This is a genomic window from Streptosporangium sp. NPDC023963 (assembly GCF_040639135.1).
GTDB lineage: Bacteria > Actinomycetota > Actinomycetes > Streptosporangiales > Streptosporangiaceae > Streptosporangium.
In genome coordinates this window covers 113,466-123,883 of sequence record NZ_JBEZZK010000024.1, presented here as the reverse complement: position 1 = coordinate 123,883, position 10,418 = coordinate 113,466, and the positions used below count along the sequence as shown (strand labels likewise).

At 71.0% G+C, this 10,418-nt stretch carries 10 protein-coding genes; 5 read left to right on the top strand and 5 right to left on the bottom strand.

Annotated elements, in window-relative coordinates; translation table 11 throughout:
• Positions 1-328: 328 nt before the first annotated feature.
• The 3 genes from AB0F88_RS41625 to AB0F88_RS41615 are packed head-to-tail and all read left to right on the top strand — an operon-like array spanning position 329 to position 2,983.
• A complete protein-coding gene (locus AB0F88_RS41625) occupies positions 329-1,276 on the top strand; it encodes a TIGR03557 family F420-dependent LLM class oxidoreductase (protein WP_362697187.1) in 948 nt (315 codons plus the stop codon).
• A gap of 20 nt (positions 1,277-1,296) precedes the next feature.
• Positions 1,297-2,478 carry a zinc-dependent alcohol dehydrogenase gene (locus AB0F88_RS41620; protein ID WP_362697184.1) on the top strand — a complete coding sequence of 394 codons (1,182 nt, stop codon included), beginning with the start codon at positions 1,297-1,299 and terminating at the stop codon, positions 2,476-2,478.
• A 31-nt stretch (positions 2,479-2,509) separates the two neighbouring features.
• Entirely contained in the window at positions 2,510-2,983 is a 474-nt protein-coding gene (locus AB0F88_RS41615) for a hemerythrin domain-containing protein (protein WP_362697181.1), read from the top strand.
• 220 nt (positions 2,984-3,203) lie between these two features.
• On the opposite strand, the gene AB0F88_RS41610 is transcribed toward AB0F88_RS41615, so the two are convergent.
• Positions 3,204-3,374, bottom strand: coding sequence for a hypothetical protein (locus tag AB0F88_RS41610; protein WP_362697178.1), 171 nt, complete (start codon positions 3,372-3,374; stop codon positions 3,204-3,206).
• A gap of 403 nt (positions 3,375-3,777) precedes the next feature.
• On the opposite strand from AB0F88_RS41610, the gene AB0F88_RS41605 reads away from it, so the two are divergent.
• On the top strand, positions 3,778-4,713 hold the full coding sequence (locus AB0F88_RS41605; protein WP_362697175.1) for a TIGR04222 domain-containing membrane protein: 936 nt from the start codon (positions 3,778-3,780) through the stop codon (positions 4,711-4,713).
• Between the two features lie 112 nt (positions 4,714-4,825).
• Here AB0F88_RS41605 and AB0F88_RS41600 read toward each other — a convergent pair whose 3' ends face one another.
• The 4 genes from AB0F88_RS41600 to AB0F88_RS41585 form a co-directional block, all read right to left on the bottom strand.
• Complete coding sequence (locus AB0F88_RS41600) at positions 4,826-6,199, bottom strand: FAD-dependent oxidoreductase (RefSeq protein ID WP_362697172.1); 1,374 nt, start codon at positions 6,197-6,199, stop codon at positions 4,826-4,828.
• Positions 6,200-6,528: 329 nt separating this feature from the next.
• Positions 6,529-6,690, bottom strand: a complete 162-nt coding sequence (locus tag AB0F88_RS41595) for a hypothetical protein (RefSeq protein WP_362697169.1) — start codon at positions 6,688-6,690, stop codon at positions 6,529-6,531.
• 111 nt (positions 6,691-6,801) lie between these two features.
• Complete coding sequence (locus AB0F88_RS41590; protein WP_362697166.1) at positions 6,802-8,343, bottom strand: multicopper oxidase domain-containing protein; 1,542 nt, start codon at positions 8,341-8,343, stop codon at positions 6,802-6,804.
• Complete coding sequence (locus AB0F88_RS41585) at positions 8,340-8,807, bottom strand: hypothetical protein (protein WP_362697164.1); 468 nt, start codon at positions 8,805-8,807, stop codon at positions 8,340-8,342. The genes AB0F88_RS41590 and AB0F88_RS41585 overlap by 4 nt, the downstream gene beginning before the upstream one ends.
• A gap of 548 nt (positions 8,808-9,355) precedes the next feature.
• Between AB0F88_RS41585 and AB0F88_RS41580 the strand changes: the two genes are divergently transcribed.
• Complete coding sequence (locus AB0F88_RS41580) at positions 9,356-10,390, top strand: LacI family DNA-binding transcriptional regulator (RefSeq protein ID WP_362697161.1); 1,035 nt, start codon at positions 9,356-9,358, stop codon at positions 10,388-10,390.
• Positions 10,391-10,418: the final 28 nt, after the last annotated feature.

Here is a 10,418-nt window from a genome sequence, read left to right as displayed (position 1 = left end):
CCGGCCTGGCCGGGCGCTCGGCGCACCTGCGCCAGCACATGGCCGACGCCCGGCTACGCGCCCGCGCCCACACCCGCGAGCACGGCGAGGACCCCGCCGACATCCGCGACTGGACCTGGCCGTACTGATCAGGCCGTACTGATCAGAGCCCCTGACCCCTGCCCCGATCGCGGGGCAGGGGCCCCGGCCGAGCTCGCCGCCGGGTTGCGCGGCTTCCTCGGGGAGGTCAGGGCGGAGATCGCGCCCACCCCCGCACACCCCCTCGTTTGACCTTCGCGGACCGGGTAAGGGAGACGTCACTGCAGCTCAGATGATCGGGGAGGGGAAAATGACCGCATTCGGATACTTTCTGTCAAGTGAGGAACACGGGCCGGCGGAGCTCGTACGGCAGGCCAAGCTCGCCGAGCGGGCGGGCTTCGAGGGCCTGTGGATCTCCGACCACTTCCACCCCTGGCTGGACGTGCAGGGCCAGAGCCCGTTCGTCTGGTCGGTGATCGGGGCGGTGGCCGAGGCGACCTCGCTGCCCATCACCACCGCCGTCACCTGCCCGCTGGTCCGCACCCACCCGGCGATCATCGCGCAGGCGGCCGCCACCAGCGCGGCACTGTCCGGCGGCCGGTTCCGGCTCGGCGTCGGCACCGGTGAGGCGCTCAACGAGCACATCGTCGACTCGCGCTGGCCCCCGGCCTCCGAGCGGCTGGAGATGCTCGAGGAGGCGGTCGAGCTCATGCGGGAGCTGTGGAGCGGGAAGCTGGTGACCCACCGGGGAGAGCACTACCGCGTCGACACCGCCCGCCTCTACACCCTTCCCGACGAGCCGCCGCCCGTCTACATGTCCGCCTTCGGGGACAAGGCCGTGCAGCTGGCCGGGAAGATCGCCGACGGCTACATCTGCACCTCCCCGAGCGCCGAGCTGGTGGAGAGGTTCCACAAGGCGGGCGGCGCGGGCAAGCCCTCCCAGGGCGGGCTGAAGGTCTGTCACGCCGCCGACGAGGCCACCGGCCGCAAGACCGCGCACCGGATCTGGCCGACCCAGGGCATCCAGGGCGAGGCCTCGCAGCTGCTGCCGCTGCCCCGCCACTTCGAGGAGCTCGCCGAGATGGTGACCGAGGACGATATCGCCGCCCCCTGCGGCCCCGATCCCGAGGTGCACGTCAAGGCGATCAAGGAGTACGTGGACGCCGGCTTCGACGAGGTCTACATCAGCCAGATCGGCCAGGAGCAGGACGCCTTCTTCGACTTCTACGCCAAAGAGGTCCTGCCCAGGCTGCGCTGACACCCCCCGAGGAGAAGATCGTGAAAGCTCTTACCTGGCACGGCAAACGCGACGTACGGGTCGAGGAGGTTCCCGACCCGGTGCTCAAGGAGCCGAACGACGCGATCATCAGGGTCACCACCACCGCGATCTGCGGCTCCGACCTGCACCTGTACGAGGTCCTGGGACCCTTCATGGGACAGGGCGACATCCTCGGCCACGAGCCGATGGGCGTCGTGGAGGAGGTCGGCCCCGAGGTCACCGCCATCAGGCCGGGCGACCGGGTGGTCATCCCCTTCAACATCTCCTGCGGCCACTGCCACATGTGCGGCCTGAACCTCTTCGCCCAGTGCGAGACCACCCAGGTCCGCGACCAGGGCATGGGCGCGGCCCTGTTCGGCTACACCAGGCTGTACGGCGAGGTCCCCGGCGGGCAGGCCGAGTACCTGCGGGTCCCGCAGGCGCAGTTCGGCCCGATCAAGGTCCCCGAGGGGCCGCCGGACGAGCGGTTCGTCTACCTGTCCGACGTGCTGCCCACCTCCTGGCAGGCGGTGGCGTACGCCGACATCCCCGGCGGCGGGAGCGTCACCGTCTTCGGGCTCGGCCCGATCGGGCAGATGACCTGCAGGATCGCCAAACACCTCGGCTACCGGGTCATCGGCGTCGACGGGGTGCCCGAGCGGCTCGCGATGGCGCGCAGGCACGGCGCCGAGGTGCTCGACGCCTCCGTGACCGGTGACATCCCCGAAGTGGTCAGGGAGATGACCGGCGGGCGCGGCACCGACTCCGTGATCGACGCGGTCGGCATGGAGGCGCACGGCTCCCCGGTCGCCAAGTTCGCCCATGCCCTCACCGGCCTGCTGCCCGACGCGCTCGCCGCCCCGCTGATGTCCAACGCGGGCGTGGACCGGCTGGCCGCGCTCAACCAGGCCGTCGACACGGTACGGCGCGGCGGCACGATCTCCGTCGTCGGCGTCTACGGCGGCATGGCCGACCCGATGCCGATGCTGAGGATGTTCGACAAGGGCGTCACCCTGCGGATGGGCCAGGCCCACGTCAAGCGCTGGATCGACGACCTGATGCCGCTGGTGACCGACGACGCCGATCCCCTCGCGGTCATGGACCTGGCCACCCACCGGCTCCCCCTCGATCGGGCGCCGCACGGTTACGAGATCTTCCAGAAGAAGCGGGACGGGGCCATCAAGGTCCTGCTCAACCCCTGATCACACCGGATACGTCGTTAGAAGGAGAAGAATGGACGCGATCGTTTTGCTCAAGGACGACCACAAGACCGTCGAGAAGCTGTTCAAGGAGTTCGAGAGCGCGGGCGAGCGGGCGTACAAGAAGAAGCGGGAACTCGTCGACCAGATCATCGAGGAGCTCACCGCCCACGCCCACATCGAGGAGCAGATCTTCTACCCGGCCGCCCGCGAGAGCGTTCCGGAGACCTCCGACCACATCCTGGAGAGCGTCGAGGAGCACCACGTGGTGGTCTGGATGCTTTCCGAGCTGTCCAAGCTCGACCCGAAGGACGAGCGGTTCGACGCCAAGGTCACGGTGCTGATCGAGAACGTGCGGCACCACGTCGAGGAGGAGGAGCAGGAGTGGTTCCCGCAGGTGCGGGAGGCCATGGGGCGCAAGAGGCTCCAGGAGCTGGGTGAGGAGATGGAGAAGGCCAAGCCCGCGGCGCCCAGGGACCCGCTCGCCCTGAGCAGCGCCCGCGCCTGACCCTCGCCCACGCCTTCGGAAGGGATGCCGCCTTCTTCGGTGCCGCCTTCTTCGGAGAAGGCCCCGCTCCCAGGAAAGACCCCGGGAAGAGCTCCCAGGAAACCCGGGAAGAGCTCCCAGGAAAGGGGAAGAGCTCCCAGGAAAGGCCCCCGGGAAGAACACGCACGGGCCCCGGTCCCTTCGAAGGGACCGGGGCCCGCGTGCCGGTGTCCGTGGGTGATCAGTGATGCTGTTCGGTGACGAGGAACGCGACGCCGCCCCCCTCGTCGACGTCGGCGTCCAGCGACTTGTCGTCGAGCATGTCCACGACCTGCGGGTCGAGGAAGATCCGTGCTCCTTCCGACTCCACCACCCTGTCGGCGGACTCGGGGTGTTCCGCGATCGAGAGCACGAGCGATCCGGTCCCGTCGCTCTGGGATGAGATGCGAACCCCGGTATCCGGAGAGTCTGTCACCTGCGAGCTGAGATCCCGGATTACCTGGGCAGCCGTGTCCGTCAATGTGAGCATTGCTCCTCCTTGTCGGTATCGGGCTTTCGATTCTTCGCCCTTGCCCGCTCTCATCCGGCCCAACCATCTCCCCGTTTTTCCCGTACCCGGTCGATCATGCGAGCGTGCCGCGCCGCCCGCCGGTCGGGCCGCGGGCGGCAAGTCGCGCGCCGGTCGGGTCGTGCGCCGCGAGCCGGCGCGGCGACCTCGGACCTGGGCCACCGGCACGGGATCCAGCGAACCATTCACGATGAAACAGCATCCAAGGTAAATATCAGGAGACCTTTTCTTCGCTTTGAGGTGCGAAATGGTCATCGCGATCATTGCCGTGTGCGTGATTCACGCCATGGTCTGGATTCATGTATTCGTTGAACTCGCGCGGTTCCGGTCCATCCTTCGCGAGGAGCGGAAGATGAGTCCTTTACCCTCATCGCCCACCCCCTGCGAAGCGGCGTACCTGGCCGGTGACCGGCAGCGGGCCGCCGATCTCGCACTCGCGATGACCGCGGTGAGCGGCCGGATCCGGGTGTCCAGGGAAGGGCACGTCACGGCCGTCACGGGCGCCACCGGCGACAACCCCGTCGAACAGGGGGTGTTGAGCCTGCTGGACGGCGGACCGGTTTCGGTCTGGACTCTCCGCGTCCGGACCGCTCAACTCCAAGCGGTGTCGGGAATCCGATGGCACCTTCCGAGCCGGGGAGTGAGGGGCGCGGCGGAGATCAAATACGAGTCCGAGCGGATGAACGCACGAATCGACGTCACGAGGATGATTTTCGGTTTCTTCGGTGTTCTGAGCCTGTTCGCATTTCCATTGCTGCTTTTGGGGCTGTTCAAGTGGACCTGGTCGGCGCCGGCCCCGATGATCGTCCCTGTCGGCCTCTGTCTTCTCCTGTGCGTGATCACCTTCGCCCTGTTCGAGCGCATCCCCCTCCTCGACGACCGGGCAGAGTGGATCGAGCCGTTTCTCCGCGAACGGCTGGAGCGGCACCTGCCCCACCCGCCGAGCCTCGCGTTCGAGGTGGCACTCAACGGCTTCGACGCCCTGGACGACAGGGACCTGGCGGCACGGCTCCAGGCCTGGAAACCGCCCGGCGCGCGCCCTCGCTCGACATACTCCCCCGGCCCCGGCCTCACCTCAGGCCGGGCTGAGGTGGCCACCTGGTACCCCACCCACTACGTCTCCGACCTGGGGGGTTCGGACAGCGGCGGCTCGACGTCCAGCTGCGGGAGCTCCTGCACGTGAGGGACCCGAGCCGCGCGTACGACGGCCGCGTCGGCACCGGCGTCGTCGGTGATGCCCGCCGAGGGCCGAAGTACTTCCCGGAGAAGGTGCACGAGGGACGCCGAGCCGGCGCTCAGGCCTTCCCGTCGAGGCGGTCGATGTGCTCGGCCGCCTTGCGCGCGGCGATCAGGACGGGGTCCCACACGGGGGCGAACGGGGGAGCGTACGACAGGTCGAGCCCCGACATCTCCTCCACCGTCATCTCGTGCCAGATGGCGACGGCCAGGGCGTCGATCCGCTTGGCCGCGCCCTCCTGGCCGACGATCTGGGCGCCCAGCAGGCGGCCCGTCCCCCGGTCGGCGATCGTCTTGATCTTCATCTGGCGGGCGCCGGGGTAGTAGCCGGCGCGCGTGGTGGACTCCACGATCCCGCCGACCGGCTCGAACCCGGCCTTCTCCGCCGCCGCGGTCGTCAGGCCGGTGCGCGCCACCTCGTACTCGCAGATCTTGGACACCGCGGTGCCCACGACACCGGGGAAGGAGGCGTGCCCGCCGCCGATGTTGATGCCCGCGACGCGTCCCTGCTTGTTGGCGTGGGTGCCGAGCGCGATCGCCACCGGCCGCCGGGAGACCCGGTGGAAGTTCTCGACGCAGTCACCCGCGGCCCAGACGCCCTCCACCGGGGTCCGCATCCGCCGGTCGGTCACGATCCCCGAGGTCTCGCCGACCGGGATGCCCGCGGCCTCGGCCAGCGCGCTGTTCGGCCGGGTGCCCAGCCCCAGGACGACCAGGTCCGCGGGCAGGGTCCGGTTCTCGGTGCGGGCCGCCGTGACCCGCCCGCCGGACTCCTCGAAGCCCTCGATGCGCTCGCCGAGGTGCACCTTCACCCCCAGATCGCGCAGGGCGTCGGCGACGAGGGCGCCCATGTCGGGGTCGAGCGTGCCCATCGGCTGCTCGGCCGCGTCGACGAGCGAGACCTCCAGCCCGCGCCGTACCATCGCCTCGGCCATCTCCAGGCCGATGTAGCCGCCGCCGACCACCACCGCCCTGCGCGGCTCGTCCTCCAGGGCCCGCAGCAGCGCGATGCCGTCGTCCAGGGTCTGCACCCCGTACACCCCCTCGGCGCCGGCACCGGGCAGGTCCGGGCGGGCCGGCACCGCGCCGGTGGCGACCACGAGCTGGTCGAACGGCTCCCAGCCCCGTCCGCCCCGCTCGTCGCGCACGGCCACCGCGCGCCGGTCCAGGTCGATCTCGACGACCTCGCTGCGCAGCCGCAGGTCGATGTCCAGCTCGTCGCGGAACACCTCCGGGCGCCGGCTGATCAGCGACTCCACGTCGGAGACCTCCCCGCCCACGAGGTAGGGGATGCCGCAGGCCGAGTAGGAGGCGTGCGCGCCCTTCTCGAAGGCGACGATCCGCAGATCGCCGGGCCCGCGCCGGCGCCTGGCCTGGGAGGCCGCGCTCATCCCCGCGGCGTCGCCGCCGATCACCACCAGTCGTTCCGCCATCGTTCCGTCCCCCCTGTGGACCGCCGATGCTACGGCTTCCTCGACAGGAGGCTCCCAAACGGCCGCTCCGCCACGCCGACGCGCTCCTGGCGAACCTCCGGCCGGGCGGGCGGAGCGTTTCCCCGCATCGAGCACACCCGATCATCGGACATGCGGGTGGCTCCTGTCCGCCCGGGGACCGCACCCTCTACGGAATGAGATCGATCTCCACGTCGGCGGCAAGGGCCCGCAACGGGAACGGGTTGCTCGCGACCACACCGTGGCGTCGACGTACGGCGATGTTCGGCGACTCCAGGCCGGTAGGGCGCTCGTGTCGGGAACGCGTCCGATCACGCGGCGTGGCCGCGGCGGGCGGCGAACTCCGCGTCGCGCCGGCGGGCGAGCCGGAGCATCTCCGGATCGGGCTCTCCGCCGATGATCTCCCGCAGCCGGGCAAGGTCACGCTCGCGCCGCTCGTCGGTGTAGACGATCTGCTCCTGCTCGGCGTCCATGCCCTGAGAGTGCCCTCCGATCGCTCTCGGTCACGAGCGAACCGGGTGATCCGGGCGAGCGAGCCCTGGGATCGAACCGATCGCCCGCGGCCCCTGACCAGGCTCACTCGTCTAGACCACCTCGAAGTCGGCCATCATCGCCATGTCCTCGTGTTCGAGGTTGTGGCAGTGCATCATGTAGCGCCCCCGGAAGCCCTCGAAACGCACCAGGACCTCCACCACCTCGTACGGGCGGAGGTCGACGGTGTCCTTCCAGCCGCCGTCCGTGGCCGCCGGGATCCGGCCGTTGCGTGACAGCACCTGGAAGTGGGCCATGTGCACGTGCACGGGGTGGTGGAAGTCGCTGGTGAGGCGCCAGACCTCGGTGGTGCCGAGCCGGGGGCGGGCCAGCGGGGCGCCGGGCCGGAACGGCAGCCCGTTGATCGTCCAGGCGGCGTCCGGCCCCTGCCCGGTCCTGCGGAAGTCGAAGAGCCGCGAGGCGGCCGCCGACGCCCTGACGGCCGGTTCGACCGCCGCCAGGCGCCCCGGCACCGCGCTGTCCTCCCGGGCCCGGCGCGCGACGCGGAAGCGCATCACGTCGCGCGCCGGGCCGGTGCCGAGGGTGTTGACCATCGTCACCTCGGTGCCGACCGGGTAGGCGGAGAAGTCGACGACCACGTCGAACCGCTCGGCGGGGGCCATCGTGATCGCCTCGTGCGCGACGGGGGCGGCCAGCAGCCCGGCGTCGCTGCCGACCTGGACGAACCGGCCGCCGGGGGTGAGCTCCAGCCGGTAGCGGCGGGCGTTGGAGGCGTTGAGCAGCCGCAGCCGGTAGCGGGTGTTCGAGACCTCCAGCACCGGCCAGGGGGCGCCGTTGACCAGGATCACGTCACCCTCGACGCCCTCCATGTAGGCGGCCTCGACCCCGGCGCTCACCAGCAGGCTGGGATCGGTCGCCGGGTAGCGGAAGGCGCCGTCCTCCTCGAACGCGCGGTCGCAGATCATCAGCGGGACGTCCCGCTCGCCCTTCGGCAGCGGCAGCGCGTCGTCCTCGTCGTCTCCGACGATCATGAATCCGGCCAGCCCCCGCCAGACCTGCGGGGCGGTGAAGTCCATCCGGTGGTCGTGGTACCAGAGCGTGGCGGCCCGCTGGTCCAGCGGGTACGCGTAGTCCCTGGCCCCGGCGTGCAGCGTCCACCGCGACGGGTCCACGCGCATGCCGTGGTGGGAGTGGCCGCCGGGCGGGGGCCGGAAGCCGCGGCCCTCGGCCACCACCAGGTCGGTGGGGTAGCCGTCCGAGCCGGCCGGGGTCACCCCGCCGTGCAGGTGCGTGGAGGTCGGCACGGGCAGCTCGTTGCGGACCCGGACCGTGACGGGGCTCGCGCGCCGCACCTGGAAGGTCGGCCCGGGGAAGGTGCCGTCGAACCCCCACACCTCGGTCGTCGTCCCCGGGACGATCTCCACCTTCGCGGGACGCTGGACCACCTCGTAGTGTCCCGGCCGTGCGGGGCGCGCCACGGCGGGGATCGGCAGCGGGACGGTGAACGGCCTGGGCAGCGGCAGCGCGCTGGACAGGACCTGGCCCGCGGTCTCGGCCGAGACCGCGCCGCATCCGGCCGCGGCCAGGCCCGTCACGCCGAGCGCGCCGCCCAGGAAACGCCTCCTGGAGATCACGCGGCCGCCCTCCGCTGTCCCCGCCACGTCCAGGCGGTCATCGACACGGCCAGGCCGAAGATGACCATCGCCAGCGGGATGTGCATCGCGAGCTGGCGCTCCTGGCCGAGCACGATCTGGGCGTTCACCAGCGTCGCCTGCAGGACGCTCACCCCGAGCGGCCACAGCGGGCCGCGGCCCGGCCGCCACAGCGTGATCGCGGCGATGAGCTGCAGGCCCAACAGCACCGAGGTGACGGTGGCACCGAGGCTGTGATGGGCCAGCAGGTCCACCTCCCCGGTGACGAACATGCCTGCGATGACCGCCTGGCCGAGCACGGTCACCAGATGCAGGGTGGCGGTGACCCGCAGGGACCAGACGATCCAGGCGGGCACGCGGGCCGGATCGGTCCGGGCGGGCACGCGGCCCGGATTCGCCGGAACGGGCACGCGGGCACGGCCGGTCGGAGCGGGTGGGGAACTCATGGACACCTCCGTCGGATTTCGGTGTCCAGGTTCCCGGTCCGGGACGCGGGCGTCGTCACCCCGGCGAAGCGCTCCGCCGTACTTCTCGTGGTGTACACGGGGCCGGTCGCCCTCACGTGTACGACCGGGGGAGTACGGGTGCCGCGCGGCCCGCCTGACGTCCGCACGCACCCGGCCGCACGGCCGGGTCACCCCTGCGTCCGCCGGTGGCCGTGTGGCGATGCCGCCGTCTCGGCAGAAGAGCGGTATCAGATGATACAAAAATCATAGGATCCCGAACAGATAGCCGCAATATTTCATCCTTCTGTAGCAAAGAAGAGCTTGTCATGTGCCCCCTGCTGTCGTGGATGTGACGCCGAGAGGACCCCTCCGGCTCCGCGTGCAGGTGGAGCTGCCCGGCGAGGCCACGTGAGCAGCGAGTCGAGGTCCGGCAATCGATTCCATCGGGGCATGAAGCCCGCATCTCGGACTGTCATGACACGTCATCGCCGCGAGCCGGCATGACACCGATCCGCAAAGCGGATGTAAACGCTTGCGAAAGCCGCCGTATGCTTGCGGGTATGACGCGGAGGCTTGCTGAGGTGGCCAAGAGGGTCGGGGTGAGCGAGGCGACGGTCAGCCGCGTGCTCAACGGCAGGCGCGGCGTCTCCGAGTCGACCAGGGACGCCGTGCTGGCGGCACTCGACGCCCTCGGCTACGAGCGCCCGACCCGGCTGCACCGCGACCGCGCCCGCCTGATCGGCCTGGTCTTCCCCGACCTGCACAACCCGATCTTCCCCGCGTTCGCCGAGGTCGTGGGCGGGGCGCTCGCCCAGCAGGGGTTCACCTCCGTGCTGTGCACGCGCACCTCGGGCGGGCTGCAGGAGGCCGACTACGTCGACCTGATGCTGGCGCAGCACGTCTCGGGCGTGGTCTTCGCCGGGGGCGCGTACGCCGAGGAGGACGCCTCCCACGAGCACTACGCGCGCATCCTGGAGCGGCGCCTGCCCGCCGTCCTGGTGAACGCCTCGGCCGGGCACCTCGGTTTCTCCCAGGTCTCCTGCGACGACGTCGCCGCCGCCGAGATGGCGGCCGGGCATCTGCGGGCCCTCGGGCACGAGCGCGTCGGGATGCTCCTCGGGCCCGCCGACCACATGCCGTCGCGCCGCAAGCTGGAGACCTTCGCCGCCTACGCGCGGGCGCACGGCATGGACTTCGGCGAGCGCCTCGTCGAGCACGCCACGTTCTCGATGGAGGGCGGCCAGGCCGCCGCCACCCGGCTGGTGCGGCGCGGCGTCACCGGCCTGATCTGCGGTAGCGACCTGCTCGCGCTCGGCGCGGTGCGCGCCGCCCGGCGCGAGGGGCTGGCGGTGCCGCGCGACGTCTCGGTGATCGGGTACGACGACTCGGCCATGATGAACCGGACCGACCCGCCGCTGACCACGGTGCGCCAGCCGATCGAGGCGATGGGCCGCGCGGCCGTGGACCTGCTGGTCGCCCAGATCGACGCCGCAGCCCTGCCCGGGGGCGAGCTGTTGTTCGACCCCGAACTCGTGGTCCGCGCCTCCACCGCGCCGGCGGTGCCCAGGGCCGTATCGGCCTGACCGTTCCGGAACCGCCGCCGGGCCGCGC

Bases quoted from the DNA above. Each gene is read 5' to 3' on its own strand.
- AB0F88_RS41605 (WP_362697175.1), top strand. From the start codon at position 3,778: ATGGTCATCGCGATCATTGCCGTGTGCGTGATTCACGCCATGGTCTGG.
- AB0F88_RS41625 (WP_362697187.1), top strand. From the start codon at position 329: ATGACCGCATTCGGATACTTTCTGTCAAGTGAGGAACACGGGCCGGCG.
- AB0F88_RS41615 (WP_362697181.1), top strand. From the start codon at position 2,510: ATGGACGCGATCGTTTTGCTCAAGGACGACCACAAGACCGTCGAGAAG.
- AB0F88_RS41580 (WP_362697161.1), top strand. From the start codon at position 9,356: ATGCTTGCGGGTATGACGCGGAGGCTTGCTGAGGTGGCCAAGAGGGTC.
- AB0F88_RS41600 (WP_362697172.1), bottom strand. From the start codon at position 6,199: ATGGCGGAACGACTGGTGGTGATCGGCGGCGACGCCGCGGGGATGAGC.
- AB0F88_RS41585 (WP_362697164.1), bottom strand. From the start codon at position 8,807: ATGAGTTCCCCACCCGCTCCGACCGGCCGTGCCCGCGTGCCCGTTCCG.
- AB0F88_RS41595 (WP_362697169.1), bottom strand. From the start codon at position 6,690: ATGGACGCCGAGCAGGAGCAGATCGTCTACACCGACGAGCGGCGCGAG.